Here is a 19,252-nt window from a genome sequence, read left to right as displayed (position 1 = left end):
CTCCACTGAACCACCCCGAAATGCCCCGCGAAACAATGCAGGCGCCAGCCTGTATCGGAAGCTTTGGACCGGGATAGGCATGGCCGTGGCCTGTACCACTATTCTCGCGGCGAGTATCATATTGCCTTCCTATGGGGATTACCGGCTCGCACGGCTTAATCTTGATCGGGTTGAACGCTTTCGCCTGGTTCTGGACGCCGCCAATCGCCTGTCGGCGGAACGCGGCCCGTCGAACACGGTCATGGGGAGCGCCGATCCTCTGACACCTGACGTAACCCAGCGGCTTATCCAGTTTCGCGCCGCCAGTGATGCGGCTCTTGCCGCTGCGGCAGCCCCTCAAACACCTGATCCGGGAACCCTAAACCACCCCATCCCTCTCCGGCTGCTTGAGCAGACGGGTGTTGATCTCAAACGCGCCAGAATGGATGTCGATCGGGTCGCTGCGATGCCATTTGACCAGCGCACTACAGACGACGTCCAACAGGCGATTGAAGGCATGTTTGCGGTTGTCGACGATTTCCAAGCAATTGTGGCCTGGAATGTCAATGAGCTTGTTGGATCCGACGATGCCATCGCGGCATCCGTGATGACGGGCCACATGCTGAGCGATCTTCGGGAATATGGCGGTCGCATTGCGTCCCAGATCATGGCACCGATCGCGACGCATCATCCCTTGGAACGCAAGCACCTGATTGACAGCAGCCGGACGCGTGGGCGGCTCAATGAGCTCTGGCGCCTGATTGGCGTGCAGGACGCCCTCTTCCGCAGCGATGCCCGTCTTGCCGGCAAGCGCGAGGAAATCGAGCGTGTGTTTTTCGGCGAGGGTCTGGGCATGGTCGATGCTCTTGTCGCGGAAGGCCGGGTCTCCGGGCAATATTCCATGACGGCGGAGCAGTTCACAGACCGCTTTGTAAAAACGCTTCAACCGCTGGAGAGCCTGCGCAGCGAGTTTCTGAACGTCAAGATCGACGAACTCATGCACACGCGTGATCATGCCTTGAGTACCTTGATCATGGTTGTCGCCATAACATCGGCGATACTGGCCATTCTTGCGAGCCTTGTTCATATGGTGCACCGGTCCGTCCTGTCACCGCTCCTGCAGGCGCGCGAAGAGGTTATCGGCCTTGCCCACGACGTACCGGTCAAACTTGGCGACAGGCAGCATTATGCCGGGGAAATGCGCCGGCTTTTCGATGCGCTGCAGGTTTTGCGCGGCAAGCTGCATGAGCGGGCTATCTTGACCGACAAATTGAAGGAGCAGGCGGAAACCGACGGCTTGACCGGTCTCTTCAATCGACGCACGCTCGACCTGATCGGTCAGAGCGCAGCAAACAAGGATGAGCAGCCGGAGACGGCCTGTCTTATTCTTCTGGACATCGATTACTTCAAGCTCGTCAACGATACCTATGGCCATCAGGCCGGAGACCATGTGCTCAAGGACGTATCGGCCCTGCTGCGGTCAATGGTCCGGTCGGCGGATGTCATCGCCCGGTTTGGCGGCGAGGAGTTTGCCATTCTCTCGACGGGTGACCAGCTTGCGGACGTCGTCATGCGCGCTCGCCGCATCCGGCTTGCCTTGCAGCGACACGAGATTCGGCTGGCAGACGGTGTTTGTCTGAATATGACCGCAAGTTTCGGCGTCGCCAGCGGCGTCTTGGGCTCCGCCGGATGGCCGAAACTCATCAAGGCGGCGGACGTCGCGCTCTACCGCGCCAAGTCGGAGGGCAGGAATCGCGTTCGATTCGCCGCCGATGACCAGACCGACGCTGAAAACGCATGATTCCGGGCGTGCCTGCTGATAAATCATCGGATAAGTCGGGTGGGCTACAATGGTGAAGCGGCGCCCGGCTGTAAGATGGATTGCCCCGATTGCGTCGGGTGTCCGGTTCAAAGGCGTATTTACTGCGGTAAATACTCAATGTTTTTGTAGGAAAAACAGCAAGTTACTCGCGTTTTAATGCAGCGCGCGGCAGCGCCGCTGGATATGCATCGGGATTCAAAGCTCCGCATGTATTGCATGACAAAACTGTTGTTAAGTTTCTGTTAACCTAAAATTTCTTGATGGTTTGTTCGAATCGGAGCTTAATGGCGCTTCTCAGAAGATTTGCTTTGAAAAAGCGCTATTAGAGGTTTTGTCTCCGATGAATTTCGCTCTACCTCTGCCCAAGTTTGAGTTTGATGACAAGATCCTCGATCAGGGTGCAGAGATTTCACGCCGTTTGAACCAGCTTCGCATGGAAAAGTTTCCGCCGAATGCCAAGAAGACATTGCGGCAGTTCTCCATGGCGGAAGTGGCGCACTATCTTGGTGTGACGCAGAATAATCTCAAGCGGCTGCACCTGGAAGGCAAGGGGCCCGTGCCGGCCCAGGCCGCATCCGGGCGGCGTTCCTATACGGCGGAGCAGATGCTGGAGCTGCGCCATTATCTCGACCGCAACGGCCGGACCGAGGTTAAAAAATATGTGCCGCACCGCAAGCCCGGCGACAAGCTGCAGGTGATCGCTGTCGTCAATTTCAAGGGCGGTTCCGGCAAGACCACGACATCGGCGCATCTCGCGCAGTATCTGGCGCTGACGGGCCACCGGGTTCTGGCGATCGATCTTGATCCGCAGGCGTCCCTTTCCGCCCTGCACGGTTTCCAGCCTGAACTGGACCGGAATCTGTCGCTGTACGAATCCATCCGCTATGACGATCAGCGCAAGCCGATTGCCGATGTGATCCTGCCGACCAATTTCCCCGGGCTCGATATCATTCCGGCCAATCTCGAACTGCAGGAGTATGAGTACGATACCCCGCTGGCGATGCAGGACAAGGCATCGCGCGAAGGCCGGCAGTTCTTTACCCGTATCGCCAGCGCGCTGGAGAGTGTCGATGACCGTTATGACGTGGTTGTCGTCGATTGCCCGCCGCAACTCGGCTATCTCACGCTGACGGCAATGTCGGCTGCCACGGCGGTTTTGATCACCGTGCACCCGCAGATGCTGGATCTGATGTCCATGTCCCAGTTCCTGCTCATGCTGGGTGGTATCCTGAAGACCGTGAAACAGGCGGGAGCGAAAGTGGAACTCGATTGGTTCCGCTACCTGATTACCCGCTACGAACCGACGGATATTCCGCAGGCGCAGATGGTGGGCTTCATGCAGTCCATGCTGGCTGAAGAGATACTGGCCAATGCCATGCTGAAATCCACGGCGGTATCGGATGCCGGCCTGACCAAGCAGACGCTTTACGAGGTAGAGAAGAACAGTTTCACGCGCTCAACCTATGAGCGGGCGATCGAGTCACTTGACGCTGTCAATGCCGAGATCGCCTCGCTCGTGCATCGTGCGTGGGGCCGATGACATGAACCTACGATTTACTGCCGTAAAAACATTGATTTTCGCAAGAAGAATCAACTGCATGACTGGGAATGGACGCAATTAGATGGCCCGGAAGGATATTTTCAGCAGCGTGATGAACCCGGCGCCCGCGCAGACGGAACGCAACGACGCCCTATCGTATGTGGTGACGGGTGCATCGCGCTCCATCAAGAGCTCGTTCGAAGAACTGGCCAAGGGCAGTGTCGTTGAACTTGATCCGGAACTGATCGACGGTTCGTTTGTCGCCGATCGCATCGATGACGACGATCAGGCTTTTCAGGAGCTGCTGGCTGCCATTGCGGAGAGGGGGCAGGATTCGCCCATTCTCGTTCGCCCGCACCCCTCCGTATCCGGTCGCTACCAGATCGTTTTCGGTCATCGCCGGGTTAAGGTCGCACGGCATCTCGGCAAGTTCGTGCGCGCCGTGGTCAAGCCGATGGCGGATCAGGATCACGTCATCGCGCAGGGGCAGGAAAACGCGGCGCGGCAAAACCTCTCCTTTATCGAGCGGACGCTGTTTGCAAAGCGGCTGGGCGATCTTGGCTATGATCATGCCGTCGTCAAATCGGCGCTGGCACTTGATCCGACGACGTTTTCCAAGATGCAGTCGGTTTCGTCGTACATACCAGAGACTATCGTTCTTGCCATCGGCTCGGCCAAGGCAACGGGGCGGGATCGCTGGTGGCAGCTTTCCAAGTTTCTGGAACAGCCGGGAAATCAGGCGAGGGCGGCCGAGTTCATTCATTCTCCGGACTTTGCTGTCGAGAACAGCGATGACCGGTTTGCGCGCCTGTTCGATTGCCTGAACAATGCGAAGCGGCCGGCGCTGAAAGCAAGCGCTTCCAGGACGAAGACCTGGGCGGCCAAGGATAAATCGCTTAACGCAGAGATCAAAGATACGGGAAAGAGCTTTACACTGGCGTTGAAGGCCAGAAATGCTTCTCGTTTCGGTGCATATATTGCCGATAACCTTGACGAACTCTATCGAGCCTTCAGGGAATCGGAAACAGTAGGAAAAACAGGAGATTAACCGCACAAGAAAAAAGCCCACCTAAACATCTCTGTCTTGGAAGGCTTCTCTCATATCTCTAGCAGGATCGAGAATCGCATTTCCGGGAATCAGTGTCAAGACATTTTGGCGTCGTTTGGGCGAGCGGATTTCTTTTGCCTATTGAAAGGTAGAAGACGATGCAGTCGGGGAATGCATTCACGACGCCGTTCGGGCGGCGATCGCTGTCGCTTGGCATGCTGGCAACACAGGCGCAGGCGAGCGACGTCGATCCGCAGGCTTCGGTCGACAAATGGAAGCTGTTCCGCTCCTTGTGCGAGGCACGGGCGCTGATCGGGATTTCCGACCGGGCGCTGGTGGTTCTGAACGCGCTGCTGACGTTCTATCCGCAGAGCGAGCTCAGCGAGGCGGGCGGGCTGGTGGTGTTTCCGTCCAATGTGCAATTGTCGCTGCGTGCGCACGGCATGGCGCCGGCAACGCTGCGCCGGCATTTGAGCGCGCTGGTGGAAACCGGCCTGATTTTCCGCAAGGACAGCCCCAACGGCAAGCGCTATGCGCGCAAAGCCCGAACAGCGGGGGCAGGGGAGGGCGGCGAGGCCTTTGGCTTCTCGCTGGCACCATTGGTGGTGCGGGCGCAGGAGTTCGACACCATGGCGCAGACGGTGCGGGGCGAGCGGCTGCAGCTGAAGCTGATGAAGGAGAAGGTGACGCTGTTGCGCCGCGACATCGTCAAGCTGATTGAGCTCGGCTTTGAGGAAATGCCTGACATCGACTGGAACGGCCACCACACGGCGTTTCGCGGTGTGATCGATGATATTCCCCGCCAGGCGACGATCCGCGATCTGGAGCCGGTTGTCGACGGCCTGGAATGCATCCAGCTGGAGATCTCCAAGTTGTTGCAGGATAAGCTGAATTTGACACAAACAAGCGCCAAAGAGTCTCATTCTGAGCGCCACAAACAAAATTCAAATACCCAATCCACTTCTGATCTTGAACCCGGCTTTAGAAAAGACCAAGGCCAAGCCAACACGCACAACCACAACGGGGATCTGCCGAGCGAACCGCAGCAAGAGCCGGGGGAAGACCAGACAGCGGAAAACCCGGGCCCGGACCGGAGGATGCCGGAGGCCGCCGGGCTGCCGGCAGATATGTCCGGCCGCAGCGTCGATCTTTCCGGGCTGGGCGCGGATGGCTTCGAGGCAAAGCCGGTTCCGCTCGGACTGGTGCGCCAGGCCTGTCCGGATATCGCGGCCTATGCCAAAAACGGGCTGGCCAGCTGGTCCGAACTGATGGGCGCGGCCATTGTCGTGCGCTCCATGCTCGGCGTCAGCCCATCCGCCTATGAGGAGGCCTGTGCGGTGCTCGGCCAGGAAAACGCCGCCATTGCCATGGCCTGCATCCTGCAAAGGGCCGATCAGATCAATTCGGCCGGCGGGTATCTGCGCTCCCTCACCGACAAGGCGGCCAAGGGCGAATTCTCCGTCTGGCCGATGCTGCTTGCCCAGCTCAGGGCCAATGGCACCCATGTCAGACTGGTCAAGGGGCAGCTGGAATAACACCGACATGGCGCGCCAACCACACCGTTTCGCGGGCGAAACCACCCGGAAAAACCCCAGCAAATTCAATGTGTACAAACGCGCAAGACGCGAGAAAACGAACAGTTGTATATGCCGATAAGAGAAAAACACCGGCAAGTACGCAGGCGCCAGGACAGAGCGGAGAGGGCAGGGGGCACCAAAAACTCATTAAAAGCAACGCTGTACAGCCAAGCAAAGCCACGAATGCCGCGATAAGCGGGTAGATGGACCACCGCAGAGCGAAATTAGCCTTTTAACGCAGCCCCATCAGGCGCATATCGCATTCGGCATCATGGTTAAGAAAAGTTTTAAGTCCATACTGCCGAAGCTATCTTCGTATTAGGTGCGGGATAGGATAAATAATATAACAAAAACAACGAACAATAGACTGCAGTGAGTATAAAAGCCTGTGGCTCAACAGGATTTTGAGAGTCCATATTGAGTCCTCGCAACATATCGGCGCGAGCTACTAAATCCCTGTCCCGTCGAGCTCGCGCGCGTCGTCGCCTTCCCATGGTGACGGCATGGAGCTGCCGTCGAGATTAGCTGTGGGCATCGGCATCCAGCATTTCAATTCCGGCTCGGCATATTCGACGAGGCGGCCAGGCGAGGAATCGGAAGCACGCCAGCCTTCTGTGCCGAACTGATCACCCTTCGACCAATAGGCAAGGTCGACTTCCGCCGGCCCCTGTTCGGATGGGCGAATCGTGACGAGAATCCGCCGGCCATCTCTCGGCGCGGCTGCCATGTGGCGCCAACGATCAGGCTCGTTCATAATTTTTCCTCCTGCCTTGCGGTGGATTGCAAGTGTTGCCTCGTCATCAAAAACGGTCAACTCAAATTATTTGACGGCCAACATGCGCATTCCACTGCAAGCCACCGCTTGATAACAAGCGCGCGACGACCGATGTGAGAATGCGGAGGAAATATACGAGACGTTTGTTTACGCTGCGATCACACCAAAACCGAGGGGCTTTATATGGGATATGTCTCGTTGAAATTTCAGGTGCGGGTAAGAATGCGTGTCCAGCGATTGAACCGTTCATGCAATTTAGGACTGACCAGAATTGTCCAGCGATGGATCGCAGAATGATCGATCAAAATGACGGCGCTTGAACATCACCATTCGGCAAAAGAGCCGTCCTTGTGCCGCCAGATCGGGTTGCGCCAGCGGTGTCCTTCCTTGGCGCGTTCGATGACGTATTCCTCGTTGATTTCAATGCCGAGGCCCGGACCTTCCGGAATTGCCACATAACCATCCTCGTAGTGAAAGACGGATTTGTCCTTGGCGTAGTCGAGCAAATCATTGGTACTGTTGTAGTGGATACCGAGGCTTTGTTCCTGGATGAAGGCGTTGTAACTGACAGCATCAAGCTGCAGGCAAGCTGCCAGTGCGATCGGGCCAAGCGGGCAATGGGGTGCCAGCGCCACGTCGTAGGCTTCGGCCATGGCCGCGATCTTGCGGCATTCCGTAATGCCGCCCGCGTGAGACAGGTCGGGCTGGATGATATCAACGGCCCCTTGCTCAAGAACGCTCTTGAAGTCCCAGCGGCTATAAAGGCGCTCGCCGAGTGCAATCGGCGCGGATGAAAAAGCGGCAATTTCCTTGAGCGCCTCACGGTTCTCGCTCAGCACCGGTTCTTCGATGAACATCAGGCGATAGGGATCGAGTTCCTTGACCAGGGCCCGTGCCATCGGCCGGTGGACACGGCCGTGAAAATCGACGGCAATGCCGATGTTCGGTCCGACTGCCTGGCGAACAGTCGCGACACGTTCGATGACTGCATCGATCTTGTCGTGGCTGTCGACGATCTGCAATTCTTCCGTGCCGTTCATTTTGAGTGCGGTGAAACCGCGGCTGGTGACGTCAAGGGCGCCGGCGGCGATGTCGGCTGGCCGGTCACCGCCGATCCAGGAATATACCTTGATCCGGTCGCGGAGTTTGCCGCCGAGAAGCGCATGGACAGGCACGCCCAGTGCTTTGCCCTTGATGTCCCAAAGCGCCTGATCGACACCGGCGATCGCACTCATCAGGATGGGGCCGCCGCGATAGAAGGCGCCGCGATACATCACCGTCCAGTGATCCTCGATCAGACGCGGATCCTTGCCGATCAGATAATCGGCAAGTTCCGTGATCGCGGTTTCAACCGTGTGCGCCCGGCCTTCGACAACGGGTTCGCCCCAGCCGCTGACACCCTCGTCGGTTTCAATTTTCAGAAAGAGCCAGCGCGGGGGAACAATGAATGTCTTGAGTGCGGTGATTTTCATCGTCTGTCTGACCTTTAAACGGTTTTGCCTGCATTGAGGGATTTTGCCGCGGCAAGATCGCGTGCGGCGAGGTCCAGAATGTCACTGGCGGCCTTGCGTGCAGCGGCAGCGTCGCGCATCCGCAATGCTTCGACCATGGCGCGGTGCGCCTTGATCGCTTCGCTTCTCTGATCGTTGGAAGTGGTGGCGGTGGTTTCGAGAACGAATTTCAGTGCCGCGTCGATCAGTCCGCCGATCTGACGAAACACCGGGTTGTGGCTTGCCGCATACAGAATCTGGTGGAACGCTATGTCTGAACGCGAGAACTGTTCCACGTCGTTCGCAGCGTCGGCCATGCCCTGCCAGGCAAGTTCGAGATCGGCGATTTCCTGCAGTGTGGCCCTGCTCGCTGCGAGTTCCGCAACCAGCGGTTCTATGGCGCGGCGTGTTTCAAGGATGGCGTCGAACAGGCGGTCGTCCAGGAGGTGCGGCGCGTGCCATTCCAGCACCTGGGGGTCGATGATGTTCCAGTTATCCGGATCACATACGGTTGTTCCGATGCGCGGACGGCTGCTGACCAGCCCCTTGGCGGCCAAAACCTTCAGCGCCTCCCGGATAACCGTCCGGCTAACGCCATAGGCGTCGCCGAGGTCGCTTTCCCGCGGCAAAAGGCTGCCGCTCGGATAACGGCCGGCAAATATGTCACGTGCAAGCGCGCGCACCACATCCGGCATCACGCGGGGGCGGCGTATTTTCTGCGCGCCTGCAGTCGACGGATCAGTGGCTTGGCTCATCATTTCTTCCCCTCTGTGACGCGACGGCGTCACAGCCTTATCGATCATCGTATCGAGAATTCCAATCCCTTGAGCAATAGACTATTTATCATACCAGAGCAATTGACGAGTATGATAAAAATGATTAATTGTACCATCACGATCGGAAAACGGGATCGTGCTTTTGGGAGGAATGACAATGAATTTAATCAAGACGGCGATTCTCGCCGGCGCACTCGCAACGATGTCTGTCGTGTCCATGGTTCCTGCCAGTGCGCAGGATGCCAAAATCGGATTCATCGTGAAACAGCCGGAGGAGCCCTGGTTCCAGGATGAGTGGAAATTTGCCGACCAGGCAGCCAAGGAGAAGGGATTTACTCTCGTCAAGATTGGCGCTGAGGATGGCGAGAAGCTGATGTCGGCAATCGACAATCTTGGCGCGCAAGGCGCTCAGGGCTTTGTCGTCTGCACGCCCGACGTGAAGCTCGGACCGGGCATTGTGGCCAAGGCGGCTGCGAACAATCTCAAGATGATGACGGTCGATGACCGTTTGGTCGATGCCGCCGGCAAACCGCTTGAGGATGTGCCGCATATGGGCATTTCCGCCACCAAGATCGGCGAAGCCGTCGGGCAGGGCATCGTTGACGAGATGAAGGCGCGCGGCTGGAAGCCGGAAGAAGTGGGGGCCATTCGCGTTTCCTACGATCAGCTGCCGACGGCCGTTGACCGTGTCGAGGGTGCCATTTCGGTGCTGAAGGCAAACGGCTTCAAGGCCGAGAATATCTTTCCTGCCCCGCAGGCAAAGACGGATACCGAAGCTGCTCTGAATGCTGCAACCGTGGTGTTGAATGCGCATGCCGGTATCAAGAAGTGGGTCGCTTTCGGCCTCAATGACGAGGCGGTGCTCGGTGCTGTGCGCGCGACGGAGAGTGTGGGCATTCCGGCAGACGGTGTGATCGGCGTCGGCATCGGCGGGGCGGACTCGGCGATCAACGAGTTCAAGAAGCCGACCGCTACCGGTTTTGTCGGGACTGTTATCATTTCTCCCAAGCGTCATGGCTATGAGACCGCCACCAACATGTATGAGTGGGTGGCGAACGGCAAGCAGCCGGAAAAGCTTACCCTGACATCGGGCGCTCTCGCCAAGCGGGATACTTTCCAGCAGGTGCGCAAGGAACTCGGTATCGAGTAATCCTCGCCGTATATTGAAATCCCTGGCGGCGGTTTGTTCCGCCGCCAAGCTGGAGGGGAAGCCACGTGTCGTTTTTACAGTTCTCAAATCTTACGAAAACCTATCCCGGCGTGAAAGCGCTGTCCGGCATCAGTTTCGATGTACGCAAGGGTGCCGTGCATGGATTGATGGGTGAGAACGGTGCCGGTAAATCAACCCTCATCCGAATTCTGTCTGGAGATCAGCATGCGAACGAGGGCGAAATACGCATTGACGGCGATGTTCAGGCGTATGGCTCTTCAAGAGACGCCTTCGAACATGGTGTGATCGTCATCCACCAGGAGCTGCAGCTCGTGCCCGAGTTGACCGTGGCGGAAAACCTGTATCTTGGCCGGTTCCCGGCAAAGGCGGGTGTAGTTGCCTCCGCAAAAATGTTCGCCGATGTCACCGAAAAATTGAAGAATGCAGGAATCGATATCGATCCGCGCCAGAAGGTAAAGACGCTGTCCATCGGTGAACGGCAGATGGTGGAAATCGCCAAGGCAGTGATGCTCGATGCACGGGTGATTGCCCTTGATGAGCCGACCTCTTCGCTTTCTTCCCGCGAAAGTGAAATTCTTTTCACGCTGATTGACCGCTTGCGGGCCGAAGGCAAGGTTATCCTCTATGTTTCGCATCGGCTGGATGAGGTTTTCAGGCTTTGTGACAGTTTGACGGTTTTGCGCGACGGCAAGCTCGCAGCACACCATCAGACGTTGCAAGGTGTAACGCGTGATCAGATCGTAGCCGAAATGGTCGGGCGGGAAATCAACGATATCTGGGGCTGGCGCGGCCGTGAGGCAGGTGCCGTGCGTCTGAAGGTGGAGAATGTTTCCGGAGAACGCCTGCCGGAGCCTGCGAGCTTTGATGTGCGCGCCGGCGAGATTGTCGGCTTCTTCGGCCTTATCGGCGCGGGCCGTTCCGAACTGATGCGACTGGTCTTCGGGGCCGATCCGCAGTTTTCCGGTGCAACCTCGATCGATGGTGCCCAGGTGAAAGCCGGGAGTCCGCGTCAGGCGATCCGGTCGGGGATTGTTCTGTGTTCTGAGGACCGCAAACATGACGGTATTCTTCAGGGACGCTCGATCGAAGAAAACATCAATGTTTCCTCGCGCCGCCATTACAGTCCATACGGATTGCTCGACCGGAAGAGGGAGGTGGAGGTTGCGGAAACCTTCATCAAGCGCCTGAAGGTACGCACCCCGTCGCGCAAGCAGGACATCGTCAACCTCTCCGGCGGCAATCAGCAGAAAGTCATATTGGGCCGCTGGCTGGCGGAGCAGGGTGTGAAGGTCCTGATCGTCGATGAACCGACGCGCGGGATCGACGTCGGCGCCAAGTCCGAAATCTACGAGATTCTCTACGAACTTGCCGAAAGCGGGATGGGCATCGTCGTGGTTTCGAGCGAACTGCCCGAGGTGATGGGCATCTGCGACCGTATCCTGGTCATGTGCGCCGGGAAAATCGCGGCCGGGTTGAACCGTGACCAGTTTGAAGAAAATGCGATCCTGGCAGCGGCGCTTCCGGACGTGAAGCAGCCAACAGAAATTGCGTATTGAGGACACAGGCATGACCAATCAGTTGAAGAAGATTTTGCTGGGGGACCAGGGCATCGTCCTGATTTTCATCGTGGCCTTCACAATCGTTGCATTGCTGGTTCCCAATTTCCTGACCGAACGCAATATGCTTGGCCTGCTGCAGTCGGTGGTTACGGTGGGGATTGTCGCCTGCACCATGATGTTTTGTCTCGCAGCGCGGGACTTCGATCTGTCGGTCGGCTCGACGGCCGCTTTCACCGGGATGGTGGCTGTCATGGCGTCGAACACCACCGGATCAATACTGGTCGGGATCGGTGCAGCACTTCTGTGCGGTGCGTTCGTTGGGTTCGTCAACGGCTTCGTCATTGCAAAGTTCAGGATCAACGCGCTCATCACCACACTGGCGACCATGCAGATTGTGCGTGGCCTTGCCCTGATATCGTCGGATGGGCGCGCCATAGGCATCAATGATCCGGGTTTCTATCAGTTGGCGCTCTCGAAATTGTTCGGCATCCCGACTCCGGTCTGGATACTTGCTGGCCTCTTCGTGGTCTTTGGCTTTGTCTTGAACCGCACGGTCTTCGGCAAGAATACCTTGGCCATTGGCGGCAATCCGGAGGCGTCGCGCCTTGCCGGCGTCAATGTCGACAAGACCAGAATCTGGATTTTTGCCTTGCAAGGTGTGGTCTGTGCGGTGGCGGGGATACTGCTCGCGTCCCGTATTACATCAGGTCAACCGAATGCGGCCGTCGGCCTTGAACTTTCAGTCATATCCGCCTGTGTTCTCGGCGGCGTATCGCTTGCGGGCGGACGAGCCACGATGGCGGGTGTCATTGTGGGCGTGATGATCATGGGCATTGCGGAGAACGTCATGAACCTCATGAACATTCCCGCCTTCTATCAGTATATCGTGCGCGGCCTTATCCTGCTCCTGGCGGTGATGCTCGACAATCTGCGGTCCAGCGCATTCATCAGGCGATAAAATGCCATCCGGGAAACAGTCAGTTCCAGCGGATTTTCTGGTCCTGCACAATGCGCATATGGCTGTCCGCGTCGCCTCAAAGGGCGGTGCGGTGGTGGATGGCAAGACGTCGGATGGCCGTTTCTTTCTGCGCCCCTACACCGGGACGGAACAGGAATTCACGGTGCAACGGGCAGCATGTTTTCCGCTTGCTCCAATCGGCAACCGGGTCGCCGGCAACGGTTTCCACTTTGGCGGCAAGCGTCGATCATTCGTTCCGAATACGCAGGAAAGCCTTTATCTCCATGGCGACGGTTGGCTTGGCGACTGGAATGTGCTGGAGGCATCGGTTGAAGCGGTGACAATGGAATTCAGCAGGGAGGCGGATGAAAATTCCCCTTATGCTTACAGGGCAATGCAAACAATCCGGCTCACGGGCACCACGCTCGACATGCAGCTTTCCATAACCAATAGCGGCGACGAGACACTGCCGTTCGGTGTTGGATTTCATCCCTTTTTTCCGCGAACGCCCACAACGACCTTGAAGGCATCGGCAGTCCGTTGGTGGACGGAGGCGCCATCGCATCTTCCGCATACCCTTGAAGCGCCGCCTGAGGATATGGTTTTTGCCCGTTCGACACCGCTACCGGATCGCTGGATCAACAATGCATTCGAGGGTTGGGGCGGCAAGGCCACCATTGCATGGCCGGAGCACAATCTGTCTCTCAGCGTGGAAGCCACGGAAGTCTTCGCGCGGTTCATGCTCTTTGCGCCAGACACTGACCGCAGTTTCTTCTGCTTCGAACCGATGAGCCATACGCCGAATGCGCTGGCCTCTGTCGAAGCCGATCCCATGGGGCTCGCACTGCTGGCTCCGGGGGAGGAAATAAGCGGCAGACTATCACTGACAATTCTTGATGGGAGTGAAGTGCCATGACGAACCGACTTGCCGGGAAAAGGATAGTCATCACAGGCGCCGCGCAGGGGATTGGTCTGGCAATCAGCGAGGCGTGCCTGGCGGAAGGTGCCCGGCTTTTTCTCGTCGATCGGGACCGTGCATTGCTGGAAAGCGCGGTGGATGAATTGCGGGCAAGGTCAATTTCCGTTGGATTTGCCATAGCTGATATCAGCGATGCTGCGGCTGTTCTTGCCGCCGTCAATCAGGCTGCATCGGAAATCGGCGCGATCAACGCGCTGATCAACAATGCCGGCATCAATGTGTTCTCCACCCCTCTCGAAACCACGGAAGAGCAGTGGAACCGCAACTTTGATGTCAATGTCAAAGGCGCGTGGAACTGCAGCAAGGCTGTGCTGCCATCGATGCTGGAGCAGGGCGGCGGCGTCATCCTCAACATCGCCTCGACACACAGCTTTACGATCATACCGCAGACTTTTCCCTATCCGGTCGCCAAACATGCCCTGCTCGGCCTGACCAAATCTCTTGCACTCGAATATGCGGGCAAAGGGGTACGGGTGAACGCGCTGGCACCCGGCTATGTGGAAACGCAGAAGGTGCTCGACTACTGGAACAGCTTTGAAGACCCGGCGGCGGCGCGCGCCAAGACACTCGCCCTTCATCCGGGCGGGCGCATCGCCTCCCCGCAGGAGATCGCGCAAGCGGCTGTGTTCATGATTTCCGATGAGTGCCCGTTCATGAACGCCGCCTGCCTTGTCGTGGACGGCGGTCTCAGCCAGCAGCAACACCCGAACAATTAGCAAAGACAGAGCATTTATCATGACGAAGAGACGATCCCAGCATTGGTTTGGCGGCAACGGCAAGGATGCATTCATCCATCGCAGCTGGATGAAAAATGGCGGGCTGCCGGATGATGCCTTTGATGGCCGTCCGGTGATCGGCATCTGCAATACATTTTCTGAATTCACGCCGTGCAATGCGCATTTCCGCGGTCTCGTCGAACACATCAAGGCGGGCGTGCTGGAGGCGGGCGGGTTGCCGCTGGAATTTCCCGTCTTCTCCTGCGGCGAATCCAATCTGCGGCCAACGGCGATGCTGTTTCGCAATCTGGCGTCGATGGACGTCGAGGAATCGATCCGGGGCAATCCCATGGACGGCGTGGTCCTCATGGCAGGCTGCGACAAGACCACGCCATCCCTCGTCATGGGTGCGGCATCCTGCGACCTGCCGTCCATCGTGATATCGGGCGGCCCCATGCTGAACGGCCGCTTCAAGGGAAAGCAGATCGGTTCGGGAACGGATGTGTGGAAGTTCTCGGAGGATGTCCGGGCCGGCGTCATGAGCGAACAGGAGTTTGCCAATGCTGAAAGTGCGATGTCCCGGTCGCCAGGCCATTGCATGACCATGGGCACCGCGTCGACAATGGCATCGATGGTTGAGGCATTGGGAATTGCCCTGCCGGGAAATGCCGCCTATCCGGCGGTCGATGCGCATCGCGCACGCCTTGCCCGCATGACCGGGCGCCGCATCGTTGAGATGGTGCATGAAGATCTGCGGCTTTCGGCGATCCTGAAGCGCGAGGCCTTTGCCAATGCCATCCGGATAAACGGGGCTATCGGGGGCTCGACCAATGCCGTCGTTCATCTGCTGGCCATTGCCGGACGGATCGGCTGCGAATTGTCACTCGACGATTGGGACAGGTTCGGGCGTGACATTCCCACGATCCTTGATCTCATGCCATCGGGGCGTTTCCTGATGGAGGATTTCTGCTATGCAGGCGGTCTTCCGGCCGTCATGAAAGAGATAGCTGCCCTGATCGAGCTTGATGCAATGACCGTCACCGGCAAAACCGTGGGCGAAAACATTGCGCAGGCGGAGAATTTCGATCCGGAAGTTATCCGTCCGACGGAAAAAGCTTTGACGGCGCAAGGCGGTATAGCTGTGTTGCGCGGCAATCTTGCGCCCTCGGGCGCGATCATAAAGCCCTCCGCTGCATCGCCTGAACTCATGCGCCATCGCGGGCGTGCCGTGGTTTTTGAAGACATCGACCACTACAAGGCCGTCATTGACGATCCGGCGCTGGATATTGACGAAACCTGTATCATGGTGCTGAAGAATTGCGGTCCCAAAGGGTATCCCGGAATGGCCGAGGTCGGCAATATGGCTCTGCCGCAGAAGCTGCTGCAGAAGGGCGTGCGCGACATGGTGCGTATCTCCGATGCCCGTATGTCAGGGACGGCATTCGGGACGGTTGTCCTCCACGTCGCACCGGAAGCGGCTGTCGGCGGTCCGCTGGCCCTGGTGCGCAACGGCGACGTCATCGAACTCGACGTCGAAGCGCGAAAACTTCATCTGGATGTGTCTGACGCTGAGCTGGAATTGCGCCGTCAGTCCTGGCGGGCTCCTGTCCCGGCAATGGAAGGCGGGTACCAGCATCTTTATACAGAGCGTGTTCTGCAGGCTGACCGCGGGGCTGACCTTGATTTTCTGGTGGGGTGCCGCGGTGCCGGGATACCGCGCGAGAGCCATTAAAGCTGCGCTTGCTTCAACCGACGGACTGTAGAAACCCCGTGGTATGCTGCAGGACCTTCTCCATATTGGCGCGTGCGGCTTCGGGATCGCCGCGCGCTATCGCATCGGCAACCTCGCCATGATTGTCGAGGTTGTGGGTGAATGTGCCAACGGTGTGGGGAAAAATGGCATCCAGAATGGACTCGATCGTCTGGCGCAGGCTCTGCAAAACAGGGTTGTGCGTTGCGTCCAGAATGGCAAGATGGAACTGCTTGTCGGCGAGTATGGCCTCCTGCGGTGAGGCGTGGCCTGTCTTCATCCGTTCATAGGCTGCGACGATCTCCATGCGCTGTTTCTGCGTTGCCCGCAGAGCGGCAAGAGCTGCAGCGCCGGGCTCGATGATCTGCCGTGCCTCGGCGAATGCCAGAAGATCGCTCTTGGCGGCCTTGCCGTTTGCCAGCCAGCTGATGAGCTCGCCATCCATCCACATCCACTGCTCACGCGGGTTGACATGGGTTCCATGCCGCTGGCGCACGGTCACAAGGCCTTTGGCCGACAGGATCTTGGTGGCTTCGCGAATGACGGTACGGCTGACCTCGTATTCTTGCTCAAGCACCGTTTCCGAGGGCAGGAGTGCCCCGGGCGCAAACTCGCCGCTTGCGATGCGGGCCCCGAGCGCTGCCACTACAATCCGGGTTCGGTTCGGCTTCCGGATTCTCATGGCTTTTACCTCATCGACCAATTGTTGCGCGCTTCATCACCCATACACAATCGGGATGGAACTCCAAAAAAGTTTCTTGCCTATCAAACATCATATGTTAAACGTATGATGTTTGATAGGCCGCTTGGGAGAGCGGCTCTGGGGAGGAATAAATGACTGCTTACAACACGTCCGACGCGATCAGGCGCGTCAACCGACGCATTTTGCCCTTTGTGATGCTGCTTTATCTGGTCGCCTATATCGACCGGTCGAACATCTCCGTAGCGGCATTGGGGATGAACGCGGAATTGCAACTCACAGAGCGCATGTACGGGATTGCGGCTGGCCTGTTCTTTGCCACCTACATCGTCTTCGAAATTCCCAGCAATATCGCGCTGACGCGATTTGGCGCGCGCCGGTGGATCGCCCGCATCATGGTGACATGGGGAATCATCGCCGCAGGCATGGCGCTGGTAACGAGCGCTTACCAGCTTTACGGCATGCGTCTTCTGCTGGGCGCAGCGGAGGCCGGATTTACACCGGGAATCATCTACTATCTTGCCAGATGGTATCCATCGAGGGATCGCGCCCATGCCATGTCGTTCTTCTATATCGGCGCTGCTCTTGCTTCCGTTATCGGCTTGCCTCTTTCAGGATTGCTGTTGAATGCCCACGGTGTACTGGGCGTTTCGGGCTGGCGGTGGGTTTTCCTCATCGAAGGCGTACCGGCCATCCTGTTGGGTTTCCTGGTCCTCAGGTTCCTGCCGGACCGGCCCGCCGATGCACGCTGGCTGACGCCGGAGCAGCAGAGCGGTCTGGAACAGGCGATCCAGAGCGAACAGGCGGCGCTTGTATCGCACAAGACCTCCTGGGTTGCAGCGTTTGCTGATATGCACATCTGGTTGCTGGCGGTGTTCTGGCTGCTGCAGGCCTTCGGCACAATCGGGTTGACACTTTTCATGCCTTTGATCGTCAAAGATCTGTCGGGCAGCAACAATCTGATCGTCAGCCTGCTTTCAGCAGTGCCATTTGTTGCAGCCTGCATTTTCATGTTTCTCAATGGCCGGCATTCCGATGCGACTGGCGAAAGAGCTCTGCATCTCGGCCTTCCTCTTGTCGCATCAGGCGTTGCGATCATCGCGGCAGTCTTTTCCGGTGATATCTATGTCCGCTACGCCTTGCTCGTTCTTTCCGTTGGACTGAACTGGGCGGTCATTCCGATATTCTGGGCTGTCACCACAGAATATGTATCCGGCGTTGCCGCTGCTGTCTCCATCGCGTTGATCAACGCCCTTGCGAATGTCGCCGGTCTTGCACTGCCACCGGTTATCGGCAGCATCCGGCAGGCAACAGGCAACTATAATGTAGCCTTGGGCCTTGTTGCTGCTGCGCTTGTCATCGGCGGGATATTGGGCATTGCCCTTGCACGCCGCGCTCGTTCCAATCTGCAATTGCCTATTCTGGGGAAACAATTTTGAACGCTACATCCAATGATTTTTCCGGCATCCACGCCATTTTGTATGCCTTCTTCAACCGGGACGAAAAACTCGATCGCCAAGCCATGCGCAAGCAGACCGATATTGCCATTTCGACCGGCGTGCAGGGTATCGCTGCGCTTGGGTTGGCGACGGAAGTCGCCAAATTGACCGAACATGAGAGGCGGACGGTCATGGATTGGCTGGCCGAGGACAATGCCGGACGCCTGCCGTTGGCCTTTACGATCTTCGGCACATCTGTTGCCGAACAGATCGCGCAGGTGCGCCATGCCGAACGGGTAGAGGCGAACTGGGTTATCCTCCAGCCGCCCATTGCCGGAAGCTTCAATGCGCAGGAATACATCTCCTTTTTCGGAAGGGTGGCCGACACCACGTCATTGCCCGTCGCCATACAGAATGCGCCGGCATTTCTGGGCCGCGGTCTCGGGGCAGCGGATATGACGGCTCTTACCACCCGTCACCCCAATATCCGCCTGCTGAAAGCCGAGGCATCGGCTGTGGATGTCGAAACACTCATTCAGGCGATAGGCAGCAGCGTTCCGGTGTTCAATGGCCGCGGCGGACTTGAACTGATCGATGGGCTCAATGGAGGCTGCGCCGGCTATATCCTTGCGCCGGACATCATCGATTATGCCGTACGGGCCTATAAGGATTACAGGTCCGGCAATCTGGCATCGGCGGAAGATACCTATGCGCAGATACTGCCCGCCGTGGCGTTTGTCATGCAGGGAATCGAACATCTGATGTGTTACGGCAAACGCCTCTTCGCCGCACGGGCTGGGATCGAGGTTTTCGACCGAGCCCCGGCGATGCGCCCGACCGCCTTCGGTGAGCGGCTGGTGCAGCTTCACGCCCGGCGCCTCGGCCGGTTCGGACAAACACCAGTAACAGACGCCCAGCAACAGCCGGCCTGATGGATTCGGCAGCTTCACTCACAATGCCTCTTGGAGAATAT

The 19,252-nt window shown here is 57.9% G+C and carries 16 protein-coding genes; 12 read left to right on the top strand and 4 right to left on the bottom strand.

Translation table 11 applies throughout. The features are described from left to right. Positions 1-85: 85 nt before the first annotated feature. From AC1Q5O_RS18210 to repC, 4 genes are all read left to right on the top strand, one after another. A complete protein-coding gene (locus AC1Q5O_RS18210; protein ID WP_492564890.1) occupies positions 86-1,780 on the top strand; it encodes a GGDEF domain-containing protein in 1,695 nt (564 codons plus the stop codon). Positions 1,781-2,141: 361 nt separating this feature from the next. Continuing rightward, complete coding sequence (gene repA / locus AC1Q5O_RS18205) at positions 2,142-3,341, top strand: plasmid partitioning protein RepA (RefSeq protein ID WP_105735049.1); 1,200 nt, start codon at positions 2,142-2,144, stop codon at positions 3,339-3,341. An 82-nt stretch (positions 3,342-3,423) separates the two neighbouring features. Beyond that, complete coding sequence (repB, locus tag AC1Q5O_RS18200; RefSeq protein WP_492564887.1) at positions 3,424-4,389, top strand: plasmid partitioning protein RepB; 966 nt, start codon at positions 3,424-3,426, stop codon at positions 4,387-4,389. Between the two features lie 158 nt (positions 4,390-4,547). Next, complete coding sequence (repC, locus tag AC1Q5O_RS18195; RefSeq protein ID WP_492564885.1) at positions 4,548-5,924, top strand: plasmid replication protein RepC; 1,377 nt, start codon at positions 4,548-4,550, stop codon at positions 5,922-5,924. A 490-nt stretch (positions 5,925-6,414) separates the two neighbouring features. On the opposite strand, the gene AC1Q5O_RS18190 is transcribed toward repC, so the two are convergent. The 3 genes from AC1Q5O_RS18190 to AC1Q5O_RS18180 all read right to left on the bottom strand — a co-directional run bounded on the left by AC1Q5O_RS18190 (position 6,415) and on the right by AC1Q5O_RS18180 (position 8,986). Next, the gene (locus AC1Q5O_RS18190; protein ID WP_288194020.1) at positions 6,415-6,720 is read right to left on the bottom strand and encodes a hypothetical protein; all 306 of its coding nucleotides are present in this window, start codon (positions 6,718-6,720) and stop codon (positions 6,415-6,417) included. Between the two features lie 344 nt (positions 6,721-7,064). Beyond that, positions 7,065-8,213, bottom strand: a complete 1,149-nt coding sequence (dgoD, locus tag AC1Q5O_RS18185; protein WP_288194018.1) for a galactonate dehydratase — start codon at positions 8,211-8,213, stop codon at positions 7,065-7,067. A 14-nt stretch (positions 8,214-8,227) separates the two neighbouring features. Next, positions 8,228-8,986: a FadR/GntR family transcriptional regulator gene (locus tag AC1Q5O_RS18180; RefSeq protein ID WP_492564882.1), complete on the bottom strand. Its 759-nt coding sequence runs from the start codon at positions 8,984-8,986 to the stop codon at positions 8,228-8,230. A 178-nt stretch (positions 8,987-9,164) separates the two neighbouring features. On the opposite strand from AC1Q5O_RS18180, the gene AC1Q5O_RS18175 reads away from it, so the two are divergent. The 6 genes from AC1Q5O_RS18175 (at position 9,165) to AC1Q5O_RS18150 (ending at position 16,122) form a co-directional block, all read left to right on the top strand. Then, positions 9,165-10,157, top strand: a complete 993-nt coding sequence (locus AC1Q5O_RS18175; protein WP_105735011.1) for an arabinose ABC transporter substrate-binding protein — start codon at positions 9,165-9,167, stop codon at positions 10,155-10,157. A gap of 65 nt (positions 10,158-10,222) precedes the next feature. Then, on the top strand, positions 10,223-11,734 hold the full coding sequence (gene araG / locus AC1Q5O_RS18170) for an L-arabinose ABC transporter ATP-binding protein AraG (RefSeq protein WP_492564880.1): 1,512 nt from the start codon (positions 10,223-10,225) through the stop codon (positions 11,732-11,734). A gap of 10 nt (positions 11,735-11,744) precedes the next feature. Next, entirely contained in the window at positions 11,745-12,695 is a 951-nt protein-coding gene (gene araH, locus AC1Q5O_RS18165) for an L-arabinose ABC transporter permease AraH (protein WP_346305398.1), read from the top strand. Position 12,696: 1 nt separating this feature from the next. Continuing rightward, entirely contained in the window at positions 12,697-13,611 is a 915-nt protein-coding gene (locus AC1Q5O_RS18160; RefSeq protein ID WP_492564877.1) for an aldose 1-epimerase, read from the top strand. Beyond that, positions 13,608-14,390 carry an SDR family oxidoreductase gene (locus AC1Q5O_RS18155; RefSeq protein ID WP_492564876.1) on the top strand — a complete coding sequence of 261 codons (783 nt, stop codon included), beginning with the start codon at positions 13,608-13,610 and terminating at the stop codon, positions 14,388-14,390. The genes AC1Q5O_RS18160 and AC1Q5O_RS18155 overlap by 4 nt, the downstream gene beginning before the upstream one ends. A 19-nt stretch (positions 14,391-14,409) precedes the next feature. Continuing rightward, the gene (locus tag AC1Q5O_RS18150; RefSeq protein WP_492564874.1) at positions 14,410-16,122 is read left to right on the top strand and encodes an IlvD/Edd family dehydratase; all 1,713 of its coding nucleotides are present in this window, start codon (positions 14,410-14,412) and stop codon (positions 16,120-16,122) included. A gap of 13 nt (positions 16,123-16,135) precedes the next feature. On the opposite strand, the gene AC1Q5O_RS18145 is transcribed toward AC1Q5O_RS18150, so the two are convergent. Further along, on the bottom strand, positions 16,136-16,822 hold the full coding sequence (locus AC1Q5O_RS18145; protein ID WP_492564872.1) for a FadR/GntR family transcriptional regulator: 687 nt from the start codon (positions 16,820-16,822) through the stop codon (positions 16,136-16,138). A 152-nt stretch (positions 16,823-16,974) separates the two neighbouring features. Here AC1Q5O_RS18145 and AC1Q5O_RS18140 point away from each other — a divergent pair, with 152 nt between their 5' ends. Beyond that, the gene (locus tag AC1Q5O_RS18140) at positions 16,975-18,279 is read left to right on the top strand and encodes an MFS transporter (protein ID WP_492564870.1); all 1,305 of its coding nucleotides are present in this window, start codon (positions 16,975-16,977) and stop codon (positions 18,277-18,279) included. Then, a complete protein-coding gene (locus AC1Q5O_RS18135; protein WP_492564869.1) occupies positions 18,276-19,211 on the top strand; it encodes a dihydrodipicolinate synthase family protein in 936 nt (311 codons plus the stop codon). The genes AC1Q5O_RS18140 and AC1Q5O_RS18135 overlap by 4 nt, the downstream gene beginning before the upstream one ends. The last annotated feature ends 41 nt before the right edge of the window (positions 19,212-19,252 follow it).

Source organism: Phyllobacterium sp. MT110, assembly GCF_058792715.1.
This window is presented reverse-complemented; position numbering and strand designations above follow the sequence as displayed.